Here is a 25,835-nt window from a genome sequence, read left to right as displayed (position 1 = left end):
AGTAAAACATATTAAGCCCTGAGATAAATGTTTACCTCAGGGCTTTATTGGAGCAAGTAATTAATGCAAGTATTACGTCCTATTACTGTCAATGATTTTGCAGCACTTAAAGAGATTGCCATTGAATCAGGCCATGGTTTTACCTCTTTACCTGTCGATGATGGGCAACTACAAGAAAAAATAGACCGTGCACAAAACAGCTTTACTAAAAACGTTGATAAGCCTATCGACGAAAGCTATTTATTTGTTTTAGAAGACAGTCACACTGGCAAAGTAATTGGTACTACCGCCATTGAAGCAGCCGTCGGCTTGTCTGTACCTTTGTACCATTACCATTTAGGTAAAACCGTCCATCATTCACCCACTTTAGGCGTTTACAATACCGTTGATATTTTAAGTATGTGTAATGACTACACTGGTTGCTCAGAAATATGTACTTTATTTTTACGTGAAGACAGCAGAAAAGGCTTAACAGGTCGATTTTTATCACGTTCACGCTTTTTATTTATGGCACAGCATAGTGAACGCTTTGCCGACACTGTAATTGCTGAAATGCGTGGCGTGAGTGATGACCAGGGGCACTCTCCATTTTGGCAATGGTTACAAGAACACTTTTTTAGTATTGAATTTCCACAAGCCGACCACTTAGTAGGCTTAGGCGATAAAGTATTTATTAGCGAACTTATGCCTAAATACCCTATCTATGTAAACTTACTAAGTAAAAAGGCACAAGCGGTGATTGGCCATGTCCATGATAAAACCAAGCCTGCACTTAAGTTACTTGAAAAAGAAGGGTTTGAACATTGTGGCTACGTTGATTTATTTGACGCAGGCCCCACGGTAGAGGCAAAGCTCGGTAATATTCGCAGTATTCGTGATACACAGGTTTGCCCTATTACCATTGGTGAACTTGAACATATTAATGAGCAAAGCTCAGATACCCTTGCTATTTGTAATCAAGGAGTTAGCGACTTTAGAGCCACGTTCACTAAACACGCTCATTATAATCAAGCAAAGCACACCTTAGTTATCAGCCAAGAAGTAGCTGATGCACTTCATTTAAATCAAGGAGATGCAGCGCGATTTTTCCGCCTGTAACACTATTTATGAACACACAACTAATTAATAACCAATGGCACGCAGGCCAAGGCCCTGCTTTTAATTCTGTTAACCCAAGTAATGGCGAAGTTGTTTGGCAAGGTAATGGTGCCAGCCCCGAACAAGTTAGCAGTGCTATTGAAGCGGCAAGAGCCGCGCAAATTCAATGGGCCGATATGCCAATTGAACAACGTATTACCATTTTAGAAAACTTTGTTGCCCAATTAAAAGAACACAGCGAAGAATTTGCTAGCATTATTGCTCGTGAAACAGGCAAACCACTATGGGAAACGCGCACAGAAGTCGGTGCGATGACAGGCAAGGTTGCTATTGCTATCCGTGCTTACAATGAACGTACTGGCACAACCGAAAACCCAATGCCTGGCGCAAAAGCCTTTATTCGCCACAAACCACATGGTGTAGTGGCTATTTTTGGCCCATATAATTTCCCTGGGCATTTACCAAACGGTCATATAGTCCCTGCTATATTAGCGGGTAATACCGTGGTGTTTAAACCATCTGAATTAACTCCTCATGTAGCCCAGTTTACCTTAGAGCTGTGGCTAAAAGCAGGCTTACCTGCTGGAGTTATAAACCTTGTTCAAGGTGAACTAGAGACAGGTAAAGCGCTTGCCTCACATCAAGATATCGATGGCTTATTTTTTACTGGTAGCTCAAACACAGGCCATTTATTACATAAACAATTTGCAGGCCATCCAGGTAAAATCTTAGCGCTTGAAATGGGCGGTAACAATCCGCTGGTGGTTAAAGATGTTGCTGATGTGAGCGCCGCCGTTCACGATATTATTCAATCGGGCTTTATTACTTCGGGTCAGCGTTGTACTTGTTCACGTCGATTATTTATTGAAAAATCAGCCAATGGCGATGCGATTTTAGAAAAGCTGATCAGCGCAACCAAAAATATTCTTGTAGATGATAGCTTTTCAGCCGAACAACCATTTATGGGTGCCATGATCAGTGAAAAAGCCGCGTTAGGCATGGTTGCAGCGCAAGCTGACCTAGTTAAACAAGGTGCTGAGGTACTCGTTGAGCTTAAACAATTAAAACCAGGCACTGGGTTTGTCAGCCCTGGTATTATTGATGTCACTAATATCGATGAAATCGCTGATGAAGAACACTTTGGCCCGCTAATTAAAGTATACCGCTACACTGACTTTGATAGCGCTATAGCAGAGGCGAACAACACCAGCTTTGGTTTATCTGCAGGTTTACTTGCAGACAGCGAAGATGATTACAGCCACTTTTTAAAACGTATTCGTGCCGGTATTGTTAACTGGAACCGCCCTATTACTGGCGCATCAAGCGCAGCGCCATTTGGTGGCATAGGTGCCAGTGGTAACCACAGAGCTAGTGCATACTATGCTGCTGATTACTGCGCATACCCAGTGGCCTCAGTAGAGTCAGAAAAAGTTAATTTACCGCAAACCCTCGCGCCGGGCTTAATAATTGAATAACAATTTTAGAAAAATTTAAGGATTTACCATGCATACTGATGTAAACACATTATTTGATAACTTATGGCAAAACTACCTAACAGTAACGCCATCAGCTGATAAAATTCATGACTTATTAGGCTCAACGCAAAAAGACGACATTATTAACGACCATATTGCACTGCGTACTTTTAACATAGAAAAAGTAGGCCTTGAAAAACTAGCTGCGCACTTTTTAGCTATTGGTTATAAAGAATGTGGTGAGTACCACTTTGAAGCAAAAAAACTCTACGCCAAGCATTATGAGCATAGCGAGCCGACACAGCCTAAAGTGTTTATTTCTGAATTATTAGTTGAAAAATGTTCGCCTGAGCTTCAAGCTATCGTTACTGATATGGTTGCACAAATTGACGAAAGCGCTGTGACTGCCGATAACTTTTTATATTCGGGCACACATTGGCAAGTAAGCACCGATACATACAAAAAGTTATTAGCTGAGAGCGAATATGCGGCGTGGATGTCTGCGTGGGGTTACCGTGCAAATCACTTTACTGTGAACATTAATACCTTAGCTAAGTTTGATAACATCCATGATGTAAACCAAGCTCTTAAAGATGCAGGTTTTGCACTTAATACCTCAGGAGGCGAAGTAAAAGGCTCACCAGAGGTGCTATTAGAGCAATCATCAACATTAGCTGATGAATACGCTGTGACCTTTAGCGATGGCGATATGCGCATTCCTAGCTGTTTTTACGAGTTTGCTATTCGTTATCCAAAACCAGATGGTGAAATTTACACTGGATTTGTTGCAGCCTCTGCAGACAAAATTTTCGAGAGCACCAACGCACGTTAACTGTGTTGTGCTAAATTAAAAAAAGCCCATTTTTGGGCTTTTTTTGTTTCTGAGAAAAAGCTCACTTATAAATCATAAAAACAACGGCTTGTAGTCGTTTTCTAATTGTTCAAATGACAAATTACCAATAAAACGACCAAAGCTCAGCCACGTAGCAAGTCCTCTTAAATCTTTAAAATGAGGCGGCACAAATTGTGGGTTTTCAATCACACCTAAATCATGCAGTTGCGATATTAACCTAAAGTCATCAATTGATATTTTACCCACCAGCAATAGCGGTAATTGGTCAATTCTGCCAAGCTGTATCGCCACCCGAATTAAGTTATAAACCAATACAAAGCCTTTTATATAAGCAATGTCTTTAGTAAACGGTAAGCCGGTTGCGGTGCTACCTCTAAATACACGCTGTGCAAGGGTGTAGCTGTCGTCTTTTGATAACCCTTGTGCTACATAATCTCGGTATATATCTACAAACTCAGCACCATCAATCACTTTGGTGACCGCTTGAATACGGTTTACTAATTTAGATAAGCGACGTGGTGTTGATTTAAGAGTAATTATTTCGGTCAGTACTGCAAGCCCTTCTTGGGTAACGGTAGAGCTTGGCGTGCCTTTACTCAAGCAAGTTAAATAAGGTTGCGCTAAGCCATTTTGAGTGGTGCCTACATGGATCCAGCCCTCGTGTACCTCTAAAATATCTAATTCGCGCTGAGAAAACTTAACATCTTGATTAAGCTTTATATTGTTAGCTCCTGCTGCCGCATCACTGACAATTCCGTCACTTAGCATTACTTCCACATTAATGCCTTGCATACTGGCATTAACTTGTTCAGATAAAATCCGCACCGCATCACTGGCATCAATATTTTTAGGATCTTCAGGCAAAATGTTCGCATCAAGTAAACTTTTTAATGGCTGCTCGAGCATATTAGCAAGCTCAGATAACGAAGGCTCACCAGCATGAAAAAGATCTTTTGGGTGACCAAATAGCTCTACCGACAAGTCATGAAATTCGCCAGTACCTCGATGCTCCAGCATATTAAGCACTGTTTTATATTCACCACACATTTTACCCATATATTGGGTTATTGGGTTTAATTGTCCCAACTGATTAATAATATTACGGTGCAGTGTTGAAAATGCTTGGCGCAACTCACTGGGCACAAATCCTAAATCGCGCTGCTGGTAATAGGCACGATCTATCAGAGGATTTTTTTGACATTTTTGCCTAAAAAACTCTTCTTTAGTCTGTTTATCCCAATTAATTGCATCGAGTATTCTAATGGGGGTTTGCAGTGCAATAAGTTGGTCGGATAATTCACGAGTTTTTAAAAGTAACGCTTTGTCTATCATGGTAAAAGCTCAGCATAAAGTGAACTTTGAGCATAATTTATAAATTGAAAATAACAAAGCAATATCGCACATTCTTGACTATTGTTTTTATGATGATCGACCCGCATATTTACCCCGTATGAGAGAATAAATAAAAGGTATAAACAATGAAAAATGAAATCGACAACAAACAGATTCTAGCGGTTTACGAACGTATCCAGCAACGTGGTAAAACCACAGAAGAAGGTAAGCTTTATCAGGGGGTCACTGCATTTTCTGATATTGACGGCTATACCGTTTACTTACAAGGTAGTGGGGTATTATTACGTTTTGGATTTCATAATACCTATCACTTAGATTATGAACATGACAAACACAAAGACGATTTTTTGAAGAAACTCTACAACATAGCTAACGAAGAATAATGCGACCAACAAATAGACGAAATAGGCCAACTGGTTCACGCAATTTACAGTTTATTCACCAAGTTATTGCGCAATTAAAAGCTGAACCTGAAAAGCTGCAACTGATAAAAAATAACCTTGCTTATTACCGCGAACAAACACACTTAAAGCGCGGTTTTTTGCTCGCGATTGAACGTTTTGATTGGGTGTTTGAAGCTACTGATAACATCGACGAAATTTGTGAACAGATCATGGCCGATGATTATATTGGCAATCGCTTAAGACGTTATCCCCTTCTATTTAAAGGTGTTGTTGAAACCTAAACAGCACCTTGCTTTACCCCTTCTTAGGTTAACATTCGGTTAATTTACCTCCCATCTCCCTTTCTATAATCGGTATTTCATCGGAAAAACAGATATATTCGTTTTACCTTCACATAACTACCCTGCTGGTAAAAAATACAATTAGTACTCTAATAGTTAACGCACTAACAAATAAATCACTAAAAGTTTCTCTTACCTCGTAAACAATTAATTACACTATATAAGCAAACACAAAAAACAAATATAACCCACTGTTATTTATTGATTTTATATAAATCATTATGTTGTTAATTTTGCATCATTTAATACTCATTTTGTTAATCATTTATCCATACTTTACTCTCTTGCTATTTACACAAGCCTTGAATTGTTAGAGCTATTACCTTAAGCTTAATCTTTATTGAACGTTCAATTAATAAAAATTATGCCCAAAGTTGGAATGGAACCTGTAAGGCGTCAGCAGCTAATTGACGCGACTATAGAATCAGTTGCTCAAAAAGGGCTTCAAGCGACTACAATTAATAGCATTAGTAAAAATGCTGGAATGTCATCAGGCATAATTAGTCATTACTTTGGTGGGAAACAGGGGCTAATTGAAGCAACTGTGCGTTATTTACTCTCGAACTTGAAAGACGACTTAATTAATAAAGTTGATGAAAACACCACTGCAACTCAAAGGTTAATGTTTATTGTTGAATCAAACTTTGCGCTCGTACAACAACGAAAAGATACCACTCGGACGTGGCTAAGTTTTTGGGCGCAATCAATGCACGATAAGGAACTTCATCGTTTACAAAAAGTAAACAGCAAACGCTTGCAGAGCAATTTAACCGTTTCATTTAAGCAATTAATGCCTTTGGCGCAAGCGACACTCGCGGCCGAATTAACCGCAGCAATGATTGATGGCTTATGGCTTCGTGCCGTATTAAGCCAATCAGACGAAAATCAGTTTAAACACAGTGAATCACTGGCTAAAAACTACGTGCATTCACTTATCAAGCAATATGGAGCCTAACGTGACTACACCTATTTATCAAAACTTTATCAACGGCCAATTCCTTGCGAATAAAAGCGGCGAAACATTTGATGTAGTAAACCCTGCAACCGGCCAGGTAATTTATGCCGTTGAAGTCGCTGATGAGTATGTTCAAAACGCAGCGATAGAAAGTGCAAAACAAGGCTTTAAAGTTTGGTCAGCGATGACCCCTATTGAGCGCAGCCGTATTTTATTAAACGCCGTTGCTATTTTACGCGAGCGCAATGACGAGCTTGCCCTGGTTGAAGTTCTCGATACTGGTAAACCAATGCAAGAAGCTAACTGCGTAGATATTGAAACAGGCGCAGATGTTATTGAATATTTCGCAGGCCTTGCCCCTGCACAAGTTGGTCAACAGCAAATGGTTGGCGATGATTTTTATTATACTCGCAAAGAACCTCTAGGTATTTGTGCAGGTATTGGTGCATGGAACTACCCATTACAAATTGCATGTTGGAAGTCAGGTCCTGCTCTTGCAGCGGGTAATGCATTTATTTTTAAGCCATCTGAAGAAACACCACTTGGCGCAATTAAATTAGCCGAAGTGTTTATTGAAGCAGGCGTTCCTGCTGGCGTATTTAATGTAGTGCAAGGCGCGGGCGAAGTAGGTCAATGGCTTACTGCACATCAAGATATTGATAAAGTATCGTTTACTGGTGAAGTAGGTACAGGTAAAAAAGTTGTAGCCAGTGCTGCAGGCACATTAAAAGATGTGACTATGGAGCTCGGTGGTAAATCGCCATTACTAGTATTTGATGATGCCAATATAGAGCAAGCAGTAAGTGCCGCTATGCTAGGTAACTTTTATACCCAAGGTGAAATTTGCACTAACTGTACCCGTATTTACGTACACAAAAATGTTTACCAACAATTTATTCATGAACTTAAAACACGCACTGAAAACAATATTATTGCCGGCGACCCACAAGATCTAAACACTAACTTTGGCGCGCTTATTTCTAAAAAGCATCAAGATTTAGTAATGAGCTACATTAATAAAGGCCTTGAAGAAGGCGCAACACTATTAACAGGTGGTTCAACGCTTTCTCCAGAAGCAGCGCCAAAGGGCTATTTTGTAGCGCCGACTGTGTTTGTTGATTGCAATGATGAAATGACTATCGTTAAAGAAGAGATTTTTGGCCCAGTAATGAGCGTTTTAGTCTTTGATGATGAAGATGATGTGATTGCCCGCGCTAATGGCACTCACTTAGGTTTAGCTGCAGGCGTTTTCACCAGCGACATTAAACGCGCTCATCGCGTAATTCATCAACTACAAGCCGGTATTTGTTGGATTAATGCTTACGGTAACTCACCAGCAGAGATGCCAGTGGGTGGTTATAAGCAATCGGGTATTGGTCGTGAAAATGGCATAGAGACTCTAGATCATTACACACAAACTAAATCTATTTATGTTGGCATGGCCGACATAGAAAGCCCGTTTTAAGGAATCATCATGAACCACTCTTTTGATTATATTATTGTAGGTGCGGGCTCAGCAGGCTGTGTGTTAGCAAATCGCTTGTCTGAAGATTCAAGTAACAAGGTATTGTTACTTGAAACCGGCGGCAGCGATAAAAGCATCTTTATAAAAATGCCAACGGCACTCTCTATTCCAATGAATACAGATAAGTTTGCGTGGCAATTTCATACGCAACCAGAGCCACATCTAGATAACCGTGAAATGCATTGCCCACGCGGTAAAGTTCTTGGCGGCTCATCATCGATTAATGGCATGGTGTATGTGCGTGGCCACGCTAAAGATTTTGATGAATGGCAACAGCACGGTGCTAACGGCTGGGATTACCAAGCGTGTTTACCGTATTTTAAAAAAGCAGAAAGCTTTTACCTAGGTGAAAATAGCCATCGTGGTGGCAAAGGTCCGCTAGGTGTTAATAACGGCAATAACATGGAGAACCCGTTATACACTGCATTTATTGAAGCGGGTGCAGAGGCCGGTTATTCAACAACAAATGACTACAATAGTGCTCAGCAAGAAGGTTTTGGCCCTATGCACATGACCGTTAAAAACGGTGTGCGTAGCTCAGCCTCTCGAGAATATTTAGATCCTATTAAGCATCGTAGCAACTTAACAATCGTTACAGGTGCTCTTGCCCAGCGCGTTATTTTAGATGGTAAAAAAGCAACCGGCGTTGAATACAAGCTTAATGGCGCGGTTAAAACTGCAAAAGCAAATAAAGAAGTTATCTTAAGCGCAGGCTCTATTGGTTCACCACACCTACTACAGCTTTCAGGTATTGGTGATACTCAAGCACTTGAGAAAGCAGGCGTTGAAGTAAAACATCACTTACCAGGTGTAGGCCAAAACCTGCAAGATCATTTAGAGTTTTACTTTCAATATAAGTGTAAACAACCGATTACTTTAAACGGTAAGTTAGGCTTGTTTTCTAAAGGTTTAATTGGCGCAAAATGGCTACTAACTCGCAAAGGCTTAGGCTCAACTAATCATTTTGAATCATGTGCCTTTATTCGCTCAAAGCCAGGTGTTGAATGGCCTGACATACAGTATCACTTTTTACCGGCCGCTATGCGTTACGATGGTCGTAGTGCTTTTGCAGGGCATGGTTTTCAAGTGCATGTAGGCCATAACAAGCCTAAGAGCCGAGGCAGTGTCACTATTGCATCAGCTGATCCAACACAGCCACCTAAAATTGTATTTAATTACCTAGAGCATCAAGACGATATTGAAGGCTTTAGAGCGTGCGTACGTTTAACACGCGAAATCATTGAACAACCAGCATTTAACCAATTTCGTGGTGAAGAAATTCAACCAGGGCAACAAGTTCAAACTGATGAGCAAATTGATGCCTTTGTTCGCCAAGCCGTAGAAAGTGCTTATCACCCTTCTTGCTCTTGTAAAATGGGTGAAGATGATATGGCCGTGGTTAACTCAAACACTCAAGTGCATGGCATACAAAGCTTACGTGTGGTTGATTCGTCAATTTTTCCGACCATACCGAACGGTAATTTAAATGCCCCTACGATTATGGTGGCCGAAAAAGCCGCGGATATTATTCTAGGAAATAAGCCCTTAGCTCATACAGGAGTTGATGTTGTGAATGCCACTGATTGGCAAACTACACAACGAAATAAAACCTTTTAATTTAGCCTGTCATAAAGGCCTCTCTCGTAAGCAAAATGCTTAAAGAGTGCCTTTATGTACCTTGCAGTGGCTCACAAGCATAAATAGGTTATGCCGGTGTTAATGCAAGCACAATAAAAAACGGAGTATATATGTGTTACTTTTATTCATTCTGGGAGGGCGATAATGACTATTTGGCTTAATGCTGGCATTATTTTTACCTTACTTGCCATTGTTACTATTTTAATAAAATGGGGCAATGTACGCGTAGTAGGCGTCACACCAGTGAGAACATTCACCTTTATAGCAATCCTATTTACCTCAGGCCTAGATGTTGGCCTTATTATGTTTCCTTTAACCGAATTTGCCGGTTATGCAGACATAAAAGCAAGCCCAGAATATGCATTTGCCAACCCGCTCTCTATTGAGTTTGGTTATTGGGGATTTTTAATTTGGGGATTTTATTTTCTTACGTGCTTTTATTTCTGTGTAATAGAGCCCAAAGTGAAGTTTTTTGAAATTCCATGGGTTAAATTTTTAAACAACGTGGTCATTATTGGTACTTGTGCGTTTACCGCATACTTACTACTAAGCAATCTACCGTGGTATATACCAGAACTTGGTGATGGCTCAAGTGTTATTCCAGCATTTTACTTAATTGTACTTGCCGCTATTTGTTTTGCGGTGTATTCAAGTACCGATATTAAATATGTTCGCTTTTTAAGTATTGCTACTACTTGGTTGTTTATCGCATTAATTAGTTTTATGTGGGCTGATGCCTTCTTATTTGGCGATAGCGAACTCTCTGCATTTACTCAAAATATCGGTTTAATTGGCAATTACTTCGCCAACATCAATGAATTTGTATTACCACTGAATGATTACCATGAGTTTTATCTATTTTGGTGGTTTGCGTGGAGCATCATGATTGGCCAGTTTACATCGCGTTTTGTTGGTGGTTTAAAAACATATCAAGTGCTGGGCGCTATGTTGATTTTCCCGTCAATACCAATCGCTATCTGGTTTAGTGTGTTATATCACTACCACGAGGCAGGTATTCCAACCGCAGGCATTAAAAACTTTGCCATGGTGTTTGTAGGTATCGTGTTTGTTATTAACTCGCTTGATTCACTGATCCGTCTATACACAGATAATTTGAACTTAACTGTAAAACGCTTAGGCAAATTTAAATATATTGCTATGAACGTTATCGCTTTATCATTATTGACACTGTTATTTAAACTTGAGTTTTTGCAAATTCAATGGGTTGGTGCTTTAGTTATTGGCTTATTCTTTATCTGCTTAGGTTTTATTGCCTACAGCAAATTTAAAACAGTCAGCAATATCGAAGGATCGCCTAAAGCGAATAAAATTGATTACACAAAAATAGAAACTATCAGCTAGGAAACCACATGAACAATAAATTAAAACAACTTTTTATCGCTTTACCATTAACGGTTTTATCAACAACGGCAGCAGCTAACTGGTCAACAACGATTACCGCTGCCTCTGATTACACCTTTAATGGTGTTACTCAAACAGATAACGACCCTGCGCTACAAGCAAGCCTTGACTATGCTTACGATAACGGTGTGTATGCAGGTGTATGGGCATCAAACGTAGATTTTGGTGATGACACCGACTTCGAACTAGATGCTTATGTAGGCCGATACATTCAGTTAAACGAACAAGTAAGCCTTGATTACGGTATTGCTTATTACACTTACCAAGGTAATAACAGCGATGGTAACTACGCAGAAGCGTATACTAAATTTGGTTATGCTAGTGACTACGGTCAAACAGAGCTTAACTTTTGGTACAGCTGGGATTACTTTGGCTACGATACAGGCCATGTGATTTCGATGATTGCGCACACTTTCGAGATTGCTCCAAATCATGCAATTCGCGCTAGCTTTGATATCTCAAACTCACTTGATGGCAATAAATTTCAGTGGGATGAAGCTAAGGGCGATAAATCGTATCATCATTACCGCTTAGCGTACCAAACAAGCTATGAAGGGTTTGGTATTGAAGTAGCAGCTGAGAATACCAGCTTGGATTACGATTACGCCGATGAGCGAATTGTACTTGCTATCTCACGTACTTTTGACTTGTAATAACTAGGTTTACTATTTAGTAAAACAAAAAACACGCTACTGGGTAGCGTGTTTTTTATTGCCTAGCAAAACCTTGCTTTTATATTGTTTATAACATTATAGCTGCCATGCATAACTTACTTTCGTAAAGAAAGTACGTTGGTCACGCTCAATGCTTTTTAACGAGTCATCCTGATAACCTTTATCTGAATACCCTAAGTAAAATAACGTTTGTGCGTTAATTTTATATGAGTACACTAGCTGACTACCATAATCTTTGTTGATTTCGCTTACCTGATAAAAGTAAGCATCTTCATTTCTGTCTATATCTTCAAACTGTAAAATCAGCTTAAGCATAGCGCGCATACTAAACTTATAATAAAACCTAAAATCTACAAGGTTTGCGGTAAATACGCGTCGCCCTTGGTAATCATCTAAATGACTATAATTATGTCTAACATCTAACTGCCAGTGATTATTAATATCCCAAACAGCCTGTGATTGTGTAGTTAAAACATCACCTAACTGCTCATTGGTATAATCTATACGGCTTGCGTATTCGGCGTATAACGATAATCTCAAATCTTTAGTCGGCCTAAAAGCCGTATAAAAATAACCAATATTTTGGTTATAAAAATTGCCATTATAGTTTTCATAGCGATTTAACAAACCAAGCTCAAATACAGACTGCTTTTGACCTTGAAAGGTCATGTAACCTTCATATTCTTCTTCAAGCAAGTCGCCATTTTGAGCCCAGCTTTTATCCCAATCGGCGGTGTATGACCATGTTGTTAGCATGTCATGTTCATCACCATACCAAGTTTGACCGCCACCAAAGCCTACTTTTTCATAGTCTACTTTTTCTTGATAACCTAAATCGGTGCGGTAATCCTCACCAATATTGTCATACGTTGCATAAAGCTTATAATCGCGCTTATCGCGAGTCAGCTTTAATGCATACGCCATATCAGACTGAGACTCTGCTAAATTGTAGTTATCAACTAAAAATTTAGAGTTGTTGGTATCAGCATTGGCTATTTGATAATTAAGTGTATCTGACTGACTAAACCAATAGCTACCATCAACCGATAACACCGTATTATGGTAGTCGCTACTTTCTCTATGTGTGGTGGTTACTCCTATGGTCCCTTGTTGGCCAATATCATATTGGTATCGCGCCACCGCTGCCTTGGTTTTATCATTTAGGCTGGCAAAACCAGACCCTTGGTTACTAGGCAGTAAAACATTACTGTTGTCGTCATCTGCAAACATTAGCGCATAGCTATGGCTGTCGGTTTTACCGGTGAGCTTGGCGCCAATATTAGGCTCAGCTATGGTGCGGGTATAGAGCAGTTCAAATAAATTACTTTTAAAGTAAGACGCGCCATCTAAGAAAAACGGGCGTTTTTCAGCGTAATAAATAGAATATGTGGTGTTTACATCCAGCTCTAACGAATCGGTTTCTACCTGAGAAAAGTCAGGGTTTATGGTGGCATTAATTACTGCATCTTTAGTAATACCCCAACGCAGATCGAGCCCTACTTCTGTATCTACATCGCCGTTATCCCATTCGCCAGGTACCTGTGTTTTTTGATCGTTTCTTAATGCGGTTAAGGTTGGCGTTAATTGCAGATTTTTGCTCGGTGCTAAATTATTAAATCCAGTTATTTTGTCAAACTGACATAAACTACATTTAATATCACGGTCAAAGCCGGTACTTGATAATTGATACAACACATCACGCTGATAGTTGCGCATCATCGAAAAGCCCCAAGTAGAGTCGGCTTGGTTTTGTGCAAAGCGCAGTGCTTTAAACGGGATACGCATTTCAACCACGTAACCTTGCTCGTTTATGGTACCGGCACTATCCCAAATAGCATCCCAGGATAAATCTGACACCCACTCGTCGGTATCCGTCATGCGAATGTCGCCTTGAGCACCCAGTGGGTTTACATAAAACTCATAGCCAGTACGCTCATCGTTAAAGGTATCAATTACCAAACCAACATTGTCATCTTGCCAAAGCGTGTCTCTATCACGAAGCGCTGCACGAATTTTACTCGGATCGGTGTCATAAGCTACAAAAGCTATATACAAATTATGACCATCGTCATAAATATACGCATCGGTTTTTACCGGTGGCGTGCCTTTTTCATTCGGCTCATCTTGATAGTTTACCGCAACGCGGGTTGCTTGTTGCCAATGCGGCTCGTTAAGCACGCCATCCACATCAATGTTTTTATTAATGTGTGCAAGTTGATAATTAAGCTTATCGGCAAGTGCATTGGGGCTGAGAGTTAAAACAAAGCTGAAGCTGGTCAACAACAGCAATTTTATTATTTTTGTAGGTATAAAGTACTGCATAAACATCCATTTAGGTTTATTTACTTGTTGAAAGTAAACTTTGGTCTGGAGTGTAAATTATACAGGTACGTTTGTTAATACTTGCGCGTTAAAACTTGCAATAAAATTAACAAAAAACTAATAATAAGTTTTAGGAAGTAGTTATGTGTCGAGAAGTTTTAATTTATTAGCCACACCATTCCAGCTATCGGCATCTTCAGGTGCAGGTTTAACTTGCGTTATACGTGGCCATATTTCTGCCAGTTCTGCATTAAGCTGGGTGAATTCTTTTTGCGATTCAGGTAGTTCATCTTCTTGATAAATGGCATCAGCTGCACACTCAGGCACACATAAACCACAGTCAATACAGTCTATTGGGCTAATAGCCAAAAAATTAGGGCCTTCAAAAAATGCATCTGCAGGGCACACCGATACGCAATCAGTGTACTTACATTTTATACAGTTTTCGGTGACTACAAACGCCATAGTGGTTTAATACCTAATATTTAACTTTACCAGCTGCAGATCATACCCAACCCTTACCAAAACACAATAAATATGTGCCAAAAGCGAACAATTTAACGTAATATATGGCGCTTATAAATTAGCGCTTTGTGCACTCCCCTTATTGTGAGCGGTATTTACTTTCCGCTATGACACCAAAAGAGATATTAATGATACGTTTAACCGAAATAAAGCTGCCGCTTGACCATGACGAAAATGCTATTGGCCAAGCCATCATCAATAAATTAAATATAAGTCCAGAGCAGCTACACAGCTACAATGTGTTTAAACGCGGTTACGATGCACGTAAAAAAAGCGCCATTTTACTGATTTACACGCTTGATGTTGAGGTAGATAACGAAGCACAACTGTTAGCCTCGTTTGAAAAAGATCAACACGTTAAAGTCTCCCCTGACACCAACTACAAATTTGTAGCACACGCTAATAGCAGCATTAAAGAGCGTCCTGTAGTAATTGGCTTTGGCCCATGTGGTTTATTTGCCGGTTTAGTGCTGGCACAAATGGGCTTTAAACCAATAATTCTAGAGCGCGGTAAAGAGGTACGTGAACGCACCAAAGACACCTTTGGCTTTTGGCGTAAAAAGGCCCTCAATACCGAATCAAACGTTCAATTTGGTGAAGGTGGTGCAGGCACGTTCTCAGACGGTAAGCTCTACAGCCAAGTAAAAGATCCTAAACATTATGGCCGTAAAGTGATCACTGAATTTGTAGAGGCTGGTGCTCCTGAAGAAATTTTATACGTTAGTAAGCCGCACATTGGTACTTTTAAACTAGTAACCATGATTGAAAAAATGCGCGCCCGAATTATAGAACTTGGTGGTGAGATTCGTTTTAGCACCCGCGTTGACGATATCCATTTAGACAACGGCCAAGTTACAGGGCTGACACTTTCTAATGGTGAAAAGCTTGAAACTCGCCATGTGGTTTTAGCGGTTGGTCACAGTGCCCGTGATACGTTTAAAATGATCCACGATAAAGGCATTTATGTTGAAGCAAAACCCTTTTCAGTAGGCTTTAGAATAGAACATAAACAATCAATGATTGATGAGTGCCGCTTTGGCGATAACGCGGGTAACCCTATTTTGGGCTCTGCCGATTACAAATTGGTACACCATTGTAATAATGGCCGAACCGTATACAGTTTTTGTATGTGCCCTGGCGGCACTGTAGTTGCCGCTACCTCTGAAGAAGGCCGTGTGGTTACTAACGGTATGAGTCAATATTCTCGTAGTGAGCGAAATGCGAACAGTGCTATTGTTGTGGGTATTTCGCCAGAAAAAGATTTTCCAGGCCATCCTCTAGCTGGTATCGATTTACAGCGTAAGCTAGAAGAGCAAGCCTATGAGCTGGGTGGTAAAAATTATGATGCCCCAGCACAGCTGATTGGTGACTTTTTAAAAGGTAAATCGTCTGCTAATTTAGGGGATGTACAGCCTTCTTATACGCCGGGCATAAAACTGACTGATTTAAGCAAAGTACTGCCAGCTTTTGCCATTGAAGCGCTACGTGAAGCAATTCCTGCCTTTAACAAACAAATTCGTGGCTTTTCAACCAATGATGGCTTACTAACGGGTGTAGAAACACGTACGTCTTCACCTATCAGCATCAAGCGCGATAAAACTTTCCAAAGCATTAATACCAAAGGGCTTTACCCTGCAGGTGAAGGCGCGGGTTATGCGGGCGGTATTTTATCAGCGGGTATTGATGGTATTAAAGCGGCCGAAGCAGTTGCATTATCGATGTTAGAAAAGCACAACTAAACTACTCTCTCAGGCACAAAAAAACCTGAGTAAACTCAGGTTTTTTTAATGGCTCAGCTGTCTTACTTTTTAAGTGACAGCTTTTCGCCTTTTAAGCTTTTACGTACATTAGAAATTCGCGAACGGTTTTTCGCTCTCGCTTCACCGGTAGCCTGGCCTGATGGCTTGTTAGCACGGGTACGGCGTAAATGCGCTGGCTTTTTACCAATCTTATCAATCAGTACTTCACGATTACTTACTTCGTAACCTTCTAAGTAAACACGTTTAATTTTTTGACCAATTAAGGTTTCAATTTCAAACAACATGTTTTCTTCTTCGCGACTCACAAACGAAATTGCTTGTCCTTGGTTACCAGCACGACCAGTACGGCCAATACGGTGAACATAATCTTCAGCAAGCCAAGGTAAATCAATATTAATAACACGCGGTAAACCGTCAATATCAATACCACGGGCCGCTACTTCTGTTGCAACTAGCACGCGTACTTTGCCTTCTTTAAATTCACGCAACGCACGACGACGATTACCTTGCGATTTATCGCCATGACATACTGCCGCTGGGATACCGTCTAAGTTAAGTTCAGTTACTAACTCATCTGCGGTTTCTTTCATGTTTACAAACACTAGCACTTGCTGCCAGTTTTTCTTACCAATCAGCTCAGAAAGCAACTCTTGCTTACGGCGCTCTTCTACTGGGTAAACCACGTGCTGTACTGTGCTTGCGGTGCTGTTAGTTTGATCAACACGAACAATTTCAGGCTGCTTTAACACTTTAGAGGCGAACTGTTTAATTGCTGCTGGGAAGGTAGCTGAAAACAATAAAATTTGACGCTCATCTGCACAGCTTTTTATTACGCTTTGCATATCATTAATAAAGCCCATATCAAGCATACGGTCAGCTTCATCAAGTACTAAGTGTTTTACTTGAGCAAGGCTTAAGTTACCTAAACGAATATGATCAAGTAAACGTCCTGGTGTTGCTACTACAACATCAACACCTTCTTTGAGTGCAATTTCTTGTCCTGCGGTATTAACACCACCAAATAAGCTCACTACTTTTAACTGAGTGTACTTAGCAAAGTCTTTAAAGTTATTCGCTATTTGTTCTGCAAGCTCACGCGTAGGCGCAAGGACTAAGGCGCTTGGCGCATTCGTAGTGCTGCAATCTGACTCAAATAACTTTTGAATAATAGGGAGTGCAAATGCAGCGGTTTTACCTGTACCGGTTTGTGCACTTGCTAAAACGTCTTTACCTTTACGAACAGCCGGAATAGCTGCGCGCTGAATGGGCGTAAGGGTGTGGTAATTAAGTTCGTCTAACGCCTGAATAAGTTCAGGGGCAAAACTAAAAGATTTAAAATTCATTGCTGTATAACCTGCGGCCACATTATCAAGGGTCGCAAATTATACAGTAAAATCGCTTAAACAGTTAGTTTTAAACACCAGAAACCGCTAATTTATAAAATGCAGGATAATTAGCGATTATCAGCTGTTGTTTAAGTTAGCTAAATGGTATTAACTCGCAAGATTTATTCCCGTTAATTCACGCCTTTATTGCACTTTTATAAATTTTACACCGTTATTTTACATTGTGTTACATAACTATTTGCATTTAAATAACCAAAACAGGTAAACTTCTTCGCCCGTTTTGTGGGGTGTGTATAAATTAAAGGAAATTAATAATGATAAAAAGATGTTTAACTGCTGCGGTATTAGTAAGCGCGTTCGTTTCAATGCCGTCACAAGCAAAAAGTGGCATCAACCCATGGCAACAATGTGGTATTGGTGCAATGGTTTTCCCAGACAATGGCGTTGCGGCAGCAATTTCTAATATTATTTGGGATTTGGGAACAACCGCGGTATCGTCTAACATTTCTTCAGTAGAGAGCTGTGAAGGCGCTAACGTAAAAACAGCACAGTTTATTCAACAAACTTTTCCTCTATTAGAACAAGAAATAGCACAGGGTGAAGGCGAGTATATCTCTGCAATGCTTAACGTACGTGGTTGTGATGTAACTGCTCATCAACAAATTATCACTTCTGTACGCAGCGATTACGCAAACGCACCAATAGACAATGCACAAGCATTTTATGAATTAGTTGAAGGTAAAATTACCACTAACTTTTCATCTCAATGCGCTGCAATCTAATAATTAAAGGGCTTAACAGCCCTTTTTTTTGGTTAAACAATGAAACCTTTATTTTATTTTATTAGCGTTTTTTTATTCACCTCTTTCTCAAGTTCTGCCACGCAATCTATCTCTGTTTTAGCAAAACACCCAATATGGTTGAAATTAGGGCATTACAAAAATCAACCAACTACTATTAGTTATATTACTAACGCATCCTTTTTTATTGCAGATAACGGACGTAATGATCCGGTTGCAGAATTGAAAGCAACAATCCATGCTTTTAATAACCAGCCATTAACACAATGTCGCTACCCTGCTCGTTATCAATGGCTCAAAGAGCAAGGTTTAACCTTTTCAATGCCAGCTGCAGAGTGCCCAAAATTACAGCAATGGCGAGAGCAACAAGCTATTCACTCTGTTAGTTTAGTATTTGCCTCTGGTTATATGAGTAACCCCGCATCGTTATATGGTCATTTATTACTTAAACTTAATCGCTCAACCGAATCAAAAAACAAATTATTAGATTACAGCATAAACTATGGCGCACATGTTCCAGACAATGAAAATGGCATAGTTTATATTCTTAAAGGCTTATTTGGTGGTTATAAAGCCGGTTTTTCAGATCAATTGTTTTATCGCCACCAGCATAATTACGGCGAGATAGAATTAAGAGATTTATGGGAATATACTCTTAATCTAAACGAGCGCGATGTAGCTTTTATTGCTAATCACTTATGGGAGATTTTAGGCACTGAATTTGATTATTACTTTGCCGATGAAAACTGCGCGTTTCATCTCGCACAAATTATTGAACTTGTTATTGGCGATCAACTAACTAGCGAAAGCTCTCCTTGGGTAATACCTGCCACTATTTTTTCAAGGTTAAACACGGCCACTTACCAAGGGCAATCAGCGGTTAAAAAAGTCACATTTACACCCTCACGTGACACTGTATTTTCAAAATATGTGCAATCTTTAAGTGAAAAAGAGCTCAGCTTTGCCAAACAAATCTTTGCAGAATCAGCAGTACTAAAAAGCAAATCATTTTTAGCTTTGCCAGTACAGTCTCAAAAAGCCATTATTGGCGCTTTATTTGAACTTGTACAAGTGAAACAAATTCAAAAACAAACTCCTATAAAAATAAGTGAGTTAAAAAATGCGCTAATCAAAGCGCGCTTAAAGCTGCCAATGGGCGAAAACAAAGTTAAATTTCAATTTACCCAGCAGCCACCACATAAAGGCCAAAAGCCCTCTAACAGCTCAATTTCTGCGATGCACACGGCTGAGCAAACACAGTACACTATGGGTTTTAGGCTGAGCTATTTTGATACCCTTGCCTCTGATATTGCCCGCATTCCATTTTCTAATTTAGAAATGTTAGATACCGAGCTGATGTTTACAAATGGCGAAACTTACATAAATAAAATTCATTTATTAGATTTAGAGTCATTCAATCCAAACCAATTGTCTTGGGCTAATGAATCTAAGTGGTCGTGGAAAATCAATGTTGGATTCGACAGACAACCAGCACTGTGCAGAACCTGTAAACGCAGCTTTGTTATGGGAGGAGCCGGACAAGCTTGGCAGTTTAGCAACAACACCTTAGCCTATAGCTTAATTAATGGTTATTTGGGTGATTTAGCTAAAAACAGCCACTTTTATGATTCGTCGGTAGAGATGGGGATTATTACTGGTACTGACTCAGGTATTAAACTCAGAGCATCCTATGAAAAGTCATTCTTAAATGCTAAAAACCCTGCGCAAACCAAACTAGAACTTGCAGTGCCTATTAACCAAGATATTGATATTAGATTAGCAGTAACACATGCCAATTCAGTTATGTGGCAGCTTAAACTCAACTACTATTGGCAGTGATATAAAAAAGCAGCCTCTGTGTTTACAGTAGGCTGCTTTGAAAATTTAGTATTTAATAAATAGTCTAACAGTTTAAGATAAAATCAAAACCTTACTAATATCCACACACTGCGCTCGGCTACCGACAAAATCTTGCTCATTAAGCTGATTAATTAGCGTTACACCTTGTTGCTGTTGCTCATCGTTAAGCGGTACGTAAGGCATTCTAAACACAGGTTTTACCGCGCCGGTCATGATCATCGCAGTGTTAATCGCAATTGGGTTTGGCTCGCAAAACAGCCAGTTCATTAATGGTTGTAATGAGTTATTAAGCGCATCATTTTTGCTATCCATTAATTGGCGGAACAAACCTGGGATCAGGTTAGACGTAACTGAAATAACACCATGTGCTTTATGGATATGGCGTGCATCGTGTGCTTCGTCATCATTCCCAGACCAACATGCAATACCTTGTTGTTCATAGTGCGCTATACGCTCATTGCCACCACATTCTTTAACACCAATAAAGTGCTCATGCTGGGCCAGTGGTTCAATAATATCAGGGGTGAGGTCTTGACCTGTGCGCCCTGCTACGTTGTAAATAAACGCCGGACCAATATCAAGCACGCGTTTAAAGTGCTCTTTAACACCGGCAATTGATGTGCGCCCGTAGTAAGGGTTAATTTGCAATGAGGCATGCATGCCGCTGGCAAAACCATATTTTGTTGCTTTAATTGCTTCGCGCGTATTATTACTTCCGGTGTTACCTACAATCAGTAATTTATCACCAAATTTATTGGCACTGTGCGCAATTAGCATTAAGTGCTCTTCCCAGTTCATTAACTGGCCTTCACCGGTGGTGCCACCAACAACTATGCCGTCAACACCCGCTGCAATTTGTATTTCAACGAGTTCATCATACTTTGCAAGATCGATCTCACCATTGGCTAAGTAAGGTGTTTTAATTGCAGTAATAAGGCTTGCTTGTTTAATTTGTTCTAGGGTGCGCATAAAAAAATCATTGTTATTAATACTTGGCCTATTTGTACCATATTTACCGCGCTATTTGCAGTGATAGCCAGTATTTAATTATAAAATGGCTTGTGTTATTGGGTTTGATGATACAAAATAAAAAACTGTATAAATAAACAGTATTTGTTTTTTACTATTAAGCGAGCCACTATGCGTTTATCTGACTATTTAAACACTCACTTTTATCACACTGGTGAGTTATGCCAAGCTCTCAACATAGACACTGAAACCCTTGAAAACTGGCAAGCGCAAAGCATTTTTCCTAAGCCAAGTTATTGCATTAAAAACCAGATGAGTTGCAGCTCTTACTCAGGCTTATATGAGTGTGAAGAATACGACGATTATTATCCCCGTGGCTGCGTAAACTGGGGACAAGGAGTTATAAAGCAAAAAGTTGAGTCATCTAATCAGGCGTTTAATTTGTTTGCTCAGCACTATACCCAATGCTTAGCTAAGCTTGCACAGCAAGGCTTTATATTTAACGAGGAACTGTTTGGCTGTGAAATAGAAGAACATTTACAGCAAGTATGGCAACAATTTTTATGCAGCAAATATGGCGTGCTCACCCAAAATGGCTTAATTGATGAAATTGTAGCTGTGGATATTGGCAGATTATTAGTAGACGATATAACCGAGCTGCGCAGCAAAGCCAGTTTAGATAAAGATGAGCGCACCCGCATTCACCCTGCCATGAAACTTTTAAATAAAGCCCTTAGCCATGGCGCCGATCACGAAAAGCAGCTCACATTACGTAGCCGCTATATTGATGCCCTTATTTTAAAATACGATTTATCGATTAAATAAAGAGTAGTCTTTGGCTAAGGGGTTTAACTATTTAAGGGTTGTTGGCTTTATTAAAAATTACCAACACTGTGTTTTGCGGCTGGTTTTTGAGTGCAACGAGAAAAATAGCTCAACAACTACACTTTGTTAATTGCAAATTTACGATTTAGATATAATTTGATTAACTGCATAAGTTACATCATTTTTTATTACTGACTCTTCCATAATTGGTATTACCCATGAGGCACCTAGCATCTTTAAAGTGGAGCGCCAACTTTTCCATAGTTTCCCTTCAATGGTATCAAGATTATCAAGTCCAAATCTTGAAGATGCGCCCCACTGAGCAATTGAAGGCAGCTTAGGATCAGCACTTTGGGCACCTAAAATAAACGGGCGTTCCATATCGTCTGGTACGATTGCAAAATAATACTCCACTTTTTCAGTCTTATTTAGAAATCTCGAGATAATTATCATTTTTTACCAGGCTAATAGCGCTCAAATATTGAATAAAGCGACATCATTTAATCCGTCTTTGTTTGATCTTATTGCCTTATTAATCATTTTTACCAATAGCCATTAAAACAGGCATATTTCCTTTTGAACTATTCATTATAAAAGGACTATTCACTTTAATACTTACAAAGCCACTTGCCAAAAATGCTTGTTTAACTCTTTTCTCTGACAACCCCATACCCGATGAATCATCCTCAGAAAGCCAATCCCATTGAACAAACAGACCGTCTTTTTTTAATAAAGATTTTAATAAACTTAATGTCATTTCATAATCAGGCAGAAAACCGCAAACAGACGATGCGACTATTAGATCAAATTTATTTTCTAGCTCAGGAAAATTTTGAACCAATTCACTAGATAGGTAATCACAGATAGACGTTACATTATTTAGTGCCTTTTTATCCAATAGCTTTATCATTTCAGAAGATGGATCTATCGCTACGATACTTTCAACCGATGGACTCATTAGCTGAGTCAAGGCGCCTGTACCACAGCCAAAATCTAGAACGGTTAGACCATTAATATTAATGCTATCTAAGAGCTCTGAAAATGCACTTTTTGCATACTGTTCAACACTAGGATCTACATCCCAGTTTTCAGCATACTCATCCCATTCGTTACTCAATATTCTCTCCAAAAGTAAATATTTCGTCTAAACGCCTAACGCTGAGTTAAGCGCAAAATAAAGTCAGCCTAAACTAACAGATCTCGAGCCAATTATACCTTTAATGTTTAAGTGCTTGGCTAATTACCTTGTATTAGGCAATTTTCTGGCTCAATCAGAGCTCTTTTTACTTTTCCAGTTTTTCTATCAATTGGAAAAGCAACAACGCAATCTCCTTTTTCTTTAAGCCTATATGCGGGAAACTCGTCATATAAGTAATAGCCATCTGGCTCACCTAGGAGCTTTTTAATACTAGAACGATTTTGCTTTTGTACATCATATTTAGCTAAAAAGTCGTTTAACATTGCCCTTCGATTCGATATGTTATTTTGCCACATAGCCCGATTGAATGATATTTCAATTAAACTGGAATCCTTTGTTGGTTCAGAGCATGCAAAGAGAACCAAAGAAAAAGCTATTAAAATGTATTTCATTTTTTAATCACTTTTAATTTTCCAGCGCTCAACGCATCATTACACATTTTGGATAATTTAGTATTATCTGAGTTTGAAATACCAATCCTCAGACCGACACTATTATTATGAAGATCCATAGTCTTCTCTTCAGCTATATTTAAAGGGCTACTTTCATGAGCATTAGTGAATTCTAAAGCATTCTTATAACCGATATCTCGTGATAGAGTCGCTGACCAAAAGCAATGTCTAAAGGCATCACTTTTATCATTTCGTCCATTATGCCCAAAACGCTTGGTAGTCTCTGAGTACGCTATATCACGGGACTTCATAATCGCAGTTACATGATGAGGATGTGTTTTGATATAAGACTTCTCATCATCAGTAAGATGGTCGTATTTATCATAGAGTGAACTTGCCATTTTTAATTCCTTTTAGTTGATTACAATAGAGTCAAAAAACTCAACAATCTAATCTAGCTAAATTGTCGTTTTATAAACCGTCAAATGTCCCTATATTCCTTTGTGTTTATATTAATCATTAAAAAACATTTGTAAACAATTAGTTAGCTTTGAACCTGCTTATGGCGGTGTAAAGTTACATAAAAAGGGTGTATTCAGTAATATCAGGCAAGCCAGCTGTAGCTATGCAAACAGCAGTGTCTTATTAAAAATTGCTATTATGAAATTGTTTTTATTATGAAACAGCTTTGGATTTAAGAGGCAGCTGAAAAGGATGATATTTTAAGAAAATATTTGGAAATGATATTTAAAAAAGAGCTGTAAGTACAGCTCCAGCATTGCTATTAGCCTAGTGGCAATTAACCAATGGTTTTGTACACATCGATATTAGTAGAGGTAATAAATGTACCTACTGCATCACCAAAGGCTTTAAAGTGTGGTGCGTTTTTATGGGCTTCGAAATGCTCATTAGACGTCCATTGCTCACTCACTAAATAGATAGTTTGCTCAGCCTCATTTTTAACTGAAAGCTCGTAACGCAGGCAGCCTACTTCTTGGCGAGAGGACTGTTGTAAATTTTCTAGCTCAATTAAAAGGCGCTCTGCATCGCTATTTTCACTCGATAGTGTGGCAATTACCGTTAACATGGGTGTTCCTTGTTTAAAAATAAAGGTGCAGCTTTACTGCACCTGTTTTAGCTTTAGCTCTTTGGTTATTGATCCCACAGCGGTGCAAAGTCTGGCGATGCTTGGCGGTCGTTACAGTCAAGGCCATCTATACGTTCTATGTCTTCATCATCAAGTTTAACTTTGTCGTTAAAGTTATCTTCTAAGTTTTTACGCTTGGTCGATGATGGAATGGTGGTCATGCCATTGGCATTTTCCCATGCAATAACCACTTGCGCTGGCGTTGCATCGTGCTTGTTAGCAATATCAATAATGGTTTGATCTGTTAATACCTTACCCACAACAAATGGCATATAGGCGGTAACATGAATTTTATGTTGATCGCAAAAAGCGCGCAGTTTAGTGTTGGTTAAATATGGATGTACCTCAATTTGATTAGTGAATATTTCGCGAGGATCTAAGGTTTGCATTGCCTCATTTAAGTTGGCAATGGTGAAGTTAGATACACCAATATGTTTAGTTAACCCCAGCTTTTTTGTTAACAGCAGCTCGGTTAAATATTCACTCATGGGTTCATTATTTACCGGTGCTGGCCAATGAATTAACAATAAGTCGACATAATCAAGCTGTAGCTTCTTTAAAGATGTTTTAACACTGTCAACAAAGTCAGCTTTGTTGAGCTTATTATTCCATACTTTGGTGGTTATAAATAATTCTTCACGAGGAATATTGCTGTCTTTAATTGCTTGGCCAACTTGCTCTTCATTGCCATATATTTGCGCGGTATCAATGTGGCGAAATCCAACTTCTAACGCCATTTTTACAGATTCATAAGCTGTTTTACCTTCTAAACGAAAAGTACCCATACCTAAATCTGGCATTTCAATTACACGTTGTGTCATAGCTTTATCCTTGTTTAATAATAGGTTTAAAATTCAAACGACGTGTTTACTAAATACACCTATTACTTTTTTGATTTAAAATTTTGACCTCATGTGAATACTGAGGTCATTGATTTTTATTTCAAGACTAAC

At 39.3% G+C, this 25,835-nt stretch carries 25 protein-coding genes; 14 read left to right on the top strand and 11 right to left on the bottom strand.

What is annotated here, in order from left to right; translation table 11 throughout:
* The first annotated feature begins 63 nt into the window (after positions 1-63).
* The 3 genes from astA to CWB76_RS12110 are packed head-to-tail and all read left to right on the top strand — an operon-like array spanning position 64 to position 3,405.
* A complete protein-coding gene (astA, locus tag CWB76_RS12120) occupies positions 64-1,098 on the top strand; it encodes an arginine N-succinyltransferase (protein ID WP_138607913.1) in 1,035 nt (344 codons plus the stop codon).
* Between the two features lie 8 nt (positions 1,099-1,106).
* Positions 1,107-2,573, top strand: a complete 1,467-nt coding sequence (gene astD, locus CWB76_RS12115) for a succinylglutamate-semialdehyde dehydrogenase (RefSeq protein WP_138607911.1) — start codon at positions 1,107-1,109, stop codon at positions 2,571-2,573.
* A gap of 28 nt (positions 2,574-2,601) precedes the next feature.
* Positions 2,602-3,405: a DUF1338 domain-containing protein gene (locus CWB76_RS12110; RefSeq protein ID WP_138607909.1), complete on the top strand. Its 804-nt coding sequence runs from the start codon at positions 2,602-2,604 to the stop codon at positions 3,403-3,405.
* Between the two features lie 72 nt (positions 3,406-3,477).
* Here the strand turns inward: CWB76_RS12110 and CWB76_RS12105 are convergent, their stop codons facing one another.
* Positions 3,478-4,758: a flavohemoglobin expression-modulating QEGLA motif protein gene (locus CWB76_RS12105; protein ID WP_138607907.1), complete on the bottom strand. Its 1,281-nt coding sequence runs from the start codon at positions 4,756-4,758 to the stop codon at positions 3,478-3,480.
* A 146-nt stretch (positions 4,759-4,904) separates the two neighbouring features.
* On the opposite strand from CWB76_RS12105, the gene CWB76_RS12100 reads away from it, so the two are divergent.
* The 7 genes from CWB76_RS12100 (at position 4,905) to CWB76_RS12070 (ending at position 11,717) form a co-directional block, all read left to right on the top strand.
* Positions 4,905-5,162: a DUF3081 domain-containing protein gene (locus tag CWB76_RS12100; RefSeq protein ID WP_138607905.1), complete on the top strand. Its 258-nt coding sequence runs from the start codon at positions 4,905-4,907 to the stop codon at positions 5,160-5,162.
* Complete coding sequence (locus CWB76_RS12095) at positions 5,162-5,464, top strand: hypothetical protein (RefSeq protein WP_138607903.1); 303 nt, start codon at positions 5,162-5,164, stop codon at positions 5,462-5,464. The genes CWB76_RS12100 and CWB76_RS12095 overlap by 1 nt, the downstream gene beginning before the upstream one ends.
* 439 nt (positions 5,465-5,903) lie before the next feature.
* Positions 5,904-6,479 (top strand): transcriptional regulator BetI, encoded by a 576-nt coding sequence (gene betI, locus CWB76_RS12090; protein WP_138607901.1) that lies wholly within the window; start codon positions 5,904-5,906, stop codon positions 6,477-6,479.
* Between the two features lies 1 nt (position 6,480).
* On the top strand, positions 6,481-7,944 hold the full coding sequence (gene betB, locus CWB76_RS12085; RefSeq protein WP_138607899.1) for a betaine-aldehyde dehydrogenase: 1,464 nt from the start codon (positions 6,481-6,483) through the stop codon (positions 7,942-7,944).
* Between the two features lie 9 nt (positions 7,945-7,953).
* The gene (gene betA, locus CWB76_RS12080) at positions 7,954-9,621 is read left to right on the top strand and encodes a choline dehydrogenase (protein ID WP_138607897.1); all 1,668 of its coding nucleotides are present in this window, start codon (positions 7,954-7,956) and stop codon (positions 9,619-9,621) included.
* 165 nt (positions 9,622-9,786) lie between these two features.
* Positions 9,787-11,004: a BCCT family transporter gene (locus tag CWB76_RS12075; protein ID WP_138607895.1), complete on the top strand. Its 1,218-nt coding sequence runs from the start codon at positions 9,787-9,789 to the stop codon at positions 11,002-11,004.
* A gap of 8 nt (positions 11,005-11,012) precedes the next feature.
* Positions 11,013-11,717 (top strand): TorF family putative porin, encoded by a 705-nt coding sequence (locus CWB76_RS12070; RefSeq protein WP_138607893.1) that lies wholly within the window; start codon positions 11,013-11,015, stop codon positions 11,715-11,717.
* Positions 11,718-11,813: 96 nt separating this feature from the next.
* Here CWB76_RS12070 and CWB76_RS12065 read toward each other — a convergent pair whose 3' ends face one another.
* A complete protein-coding gene (locus CWB76_RS12065) occupies positions 11,814-14,060 on the bottom strand; it encodes a carbohydrate binding family 9 domain-containing protein (protein ID WP_138607891.1) in 2,247 nt (748 codons plus the stop codon).
* Positions 14,061-14,201: 141 nt separating this feature from the next.
* Complete coding sequence (gene fdxA / locus CWB76_RS12060; protein WP_010388957.1) at positions 14,202-14,525, bottom strand: ferredoxin FdxA; 324 nt, start codon at positions 14,523-14,525, stop codon at positions 14,202-14,204.
* 188 nt (positions 14,526-14,713) lie between these two features.
* Between fdxA and CWB76_RS12055 the strand changes: the two genes are divergently transcribed.
* On the top strand, positions 14,714-16,324 hold the full coding sequence (locus CWB76_RS12055; RefSeq protein WP_138607889.1) for an NAD(P)/FAD-dependent oxidoreductase: 1,611 nt from the start codon (positions 14,714-14,716) through the stop codon (positions 16,322-16,324).
* A 62-nt stretch (positions 16,325-16,386) separates the two neighbouring features.
* On the opposite strand, the gene CWB76_RS12050 is transcribed toward CWB76_RS12055, so the two are convergent.
* Positions 16,387-17,688: a DEAD/DEAH box helicase gene (locus CWB76_RS12050; RefSeq protein ID WP_054201651.1), complete on the bottom strand. Its 1,302-nt coding sequence runs from the start codon at positions 17,686-17,688 to the stop codon at positions 16,387-16,389.
* 317 nt (positions 17,689-18,005) lie between these two features.
* Here CWB76_RS12050 and CWB76_RS12045 point away from each other — a divergent pair, with 317 nt between their 5' ends.
* Complete coding sequence (locus CWB76_RS12045) at positions 18,006-18,473, top strand: DUF3015 family protein (RefSeq protein ID WP_138607887.1); 468 nt, start codon at positions 18,006-18,008, stop codon at positions 18,471-18,473.
* 39 nt (positions 18,474-18,512) lie between these two features.
* Entirely contained in the window at positions 18,513-20,330 is a 1,818-nt protein-coding gene (locus tag CWB76_RS12040) for an Lnb N-terminal periplasmic domain-containing protein (protein ID WP_138607885.1), read from the top strand.
* Between the two features lie 72 nt (positions 20,331-20,402).
* Here CWB76_RS12040 and dapA read toward each other — a convergent pair whose 3' ends face one another.
* A complete protein-coding gene (gene dapA, locus CWB76_RS12035) occupies positions 20,403-21,320 on the bottom strand; it encodes a 4-hydroxy-tetrahydrodipicolinate synthase (RefSeq protein ID WP_138607883.1) in 918 nt (305 codons plus the stop codon).
* A 171-nt stretch (positions 21,321-21,491) separates the two neighbouring features.
* On the opposite strand from dapA, the gene CWB76_RS12030 reads away from it, so the two are divergent.
* Positions 21,492-22,145, top strand: a complete 654-nt coding sequence (locus CWB76_RS12030) for a DUF6058 family natural product biosynthesis protein (RefSeq protein WP_138607881.1) — start codon at positions 21,492-21,494, stop codon at positions 22,143-22,145.
* A gap of 138 nt (positions 22,146-22,283) precedes the next feature.
* Here the strand turns inward: CWB76_RS12030 and CWB76_RS12025 are convergent, their stop codons facing one another.
* From CWB76_RS12025 to dkgB, 6 genes are all read right to left on the bottom strand, one after another.
* A complete protein-coding gene (locus CWB76_RS12025; RefSeq protein WP_249363175.1) occupies positions 22,284-22,559 on the bottom strand; it encodes a hypothetical protein in 276 nt (91 codons plus the stop codon).
* 118 nt (positions 22,560-22,677) lie between these two features.
* Positions 22,678-23,262, bottom strand: a complete 585-nt coding sequence (locus CWB76_RS12020; RefSeq protein ID WP_138607879.1) for a class I SAM-dependent DNA methyltransferase — start codon at positions 23,260-23,262, stop codon at positions 22,678-22,680.
* Between the two features lie 119 nt (positions 23,263-23,381).
* The gene (locus CWB76_RS12015; RefSeq protein ID WP_138607877.1) at positions 23,382-23,735 is read right to left on the bottom strand and encodes a hypothetical protein; all 354 of its coding nucleotides are present in this window, start codon (positions 23,733-23,735) and stop codon (positions 23,382-23,384) included.
* Entirely contained in the window at positions 23,732-24,136 is a 405-nt protein-coding gene (locus CWB76_RS12010; RefSeq protein ID WP_138607875.1) for a DUF6973 domain-containing protein, read from the bottom strand. The genes CWB76_RS12015 and CWB76_RS12010 overlap by 4 nt, the downstream gene beginning before the upstream one ends.
* Positions 24,137-24,534: 398 nt before the next feature.
* Entirely contained in the window at positions 24,535-24,822 is a 288-nt protein-coding gene (locus tag CWB76_RS12005) for a putative quinol monooxygenase (RefSeq protein ID WP_138607873.1), read from the bottom strand.
* A 65-nt stretch (positions 24,823-24,887) separates the two neighbouring features.
* The gene (dkgB, locus tag CWB76_RS12000; protein WP_138607871.1) at positions 24,888-25,703 is read right to left on the bottom strand and encodes a 2,5-didehydrogluconate reductase DkgB; all 816 of its coding nucleotides are present in this window, start codon (positions 25,701-25,703) and stop codon (positions 24,888-24,890) included.
* Positions 25,704-25,835: the final 132 nt, after the last annotated feature.

Origin of the sequence: Pseudoalteromonas sp. S1609 (assembly GCF_005887255.1) — a bacterium.
GTDB lineage: Bacteria > Pseudomonadota > Gammaproteobacteria > Enterobacterales > Alteromonadaceae > Pseudoalteromonas.
The sequence above is the reverse complement of the archived record's forward strand: the minus strand, read 5'-3'. Positions and strand labels throughout refer to the sequence as shown.

What these genes read in the sequence shown, in the direction of transcription:
- dkgB (WP_138607871.1), bottom strand. Translation starts at nt 25,703, where the DNA reads ATGACACAACGTGTAATTGAAATGCCAGATTTAGGTATGGGTACTTTT.
- CWB76_RS12065 (WP_138607891.1), bottom strand. Translation starts at nt 14,060, where the DNA reads ATGCAGTACTTTATACCTACAAAAATAATAAAATTGCTGTTGTTGACC.
- betI (WP_138607901.1), top strand. Translation starts at nt 5,904, where the DNA reads ATGGAACCTGTAAGGCGTCAGCAGCTAATTGACGCGACTATAGAATCA.
- CWB76_RS12070 (WP_138607893.1), top strand. Translation starts at nt 11,013, where the DNA reads ATGAACAATAAATTAAAACAACTTTTTATCGCTTTACCATTAACGGTT.
- CWB76_RS12075 (WP_138607895.1), top strand. Translation starts at nt 9,787, where the DNA reads ATGACTATTTGGCTTAATGCTGGCATTATTTTTACCTTACTTGCCATT.
- CWB76_RS12045 (WP_138607887.1), top strand. Translation starts at nt 18,006, where the DNA reads ATGATAAAAAGATGTTTAACTGCTGCGGTATTAGTAAGCGCGTTCGTT.
- astD (WP_138607911.1), top strand. Translation starts at nt 1,107, where the DNA reads ATGAACACACAACTAATTAATAACCAATGGCACGCAGGCCAAGGCCCT.
- CWB76_RS12100 (WP_138607905.1), top strand. Translation starts at nt 4,905, where the DNA reads ATGAAAAATGAAATCGACAACAAACAGATTCTAGCGGTTTACGAACGT.
- CWB76_RS12110 (WP_138607909.1), top strand. Translation starts at nt 2,602, where the DNA reads ATGCATACTGATGTAAACACATTATTTGATAACTTATGGCAAAACTAC.
- CWB76_RS12030 (WP_138607881.1), top strand. Translation starts at nt 21,492, where the DNA reads ATGCGTTTATCTGACTATTTAAACACTCACTTTTATCACACTGGTGAG.
- CWB76_RS12040 (WP_138607885.1), top strand. Translation starts at nt 18,513, where the DNA reads ATGAAACCTTTATTTTATTTTATTAGCGTTTTTTTATTCACCTCTTTC.
- CWB76_RS12010 (WP_138607875.1), bottom strand. Translation starts at nt 24,136, where the DNA reads ATGGCAAGTTCACTCTATGATAAATACGACCATCTTACTGATGATGAG.
- CWB76_RS12105 (WP_138607907.1), bottom strand. Translation starts at nt 4,758, where the DNA reads ATGATAGACAAAGCGTTACTTTTAAAAACTCGTGAATTATCCGACCAA.
- CWB76_RS12095 (WP_138607903.1), top strand. Translation starts at nt 5,162, where the DNA reads ATGCGACCAACAAATAGACGAAATAGGCCAACTGGTTCACGCAATTTA.
- fdxA (WP_010388957.1), bottom strand. Translation starts at nt 14,525, where the DNA reads ATGGCGTTTGTAGTCACCGAAAACTGTATAAAATGTAAGTACACTGAT.
- CWB76_RS12015 (WP_138607877.1), bottom strand. Translation starts at nt 23,735, where the DNA reads ATGAAATACATTTTAATAGCTTTTTCTTTGGTTCTCTTTGCATGCTCT.
- CWB76_RS12005 (WP_138607873.1), bottom strand. Translation starts at nt 24,822, where the DNA reads ATGTTAACGGTAATTGCCACACTATCGAGTGAAAATAGCGATGCAGAG.
- dapA (WP_138607883.1), bottom strand. Translation starts at nt 21,320, where the DNA reads ATGCGCACCCTAGAACAAATTAAACAAGCAAGCCTTATTACTGCAATT.
- CWB76_RS12055 (WP_138607889.1), top strand. Translation starts at nt 14,714, where the DNA reads ATGATACGTTTAACCGAAATAAAGCTGCCGCTTGACCATGACGAAAAT.
- CWB76_RS12050 (WP_054201651.1), bottom strand. Translation starts at nt 17,688, where the DNA reads ATGAATTTTAAATCTTTTAGTTTTGCCCCTGAACTTATTCAGGCGTTA.
- astA (WP_138607913.1), top strand. Translation starts at nt 64, where the DNA reads ATGCAAGTATTACGTCCTATTACTGTCAATGATTTTGCAGCACTTAAA.
- betA (WP_138607897.1), top strand. Translation starts at nt 7,954, where the DNA reads ATGAACCACTCTTTTGATTATATTATTGTAGGTGCGGGCTCAGCAGGC.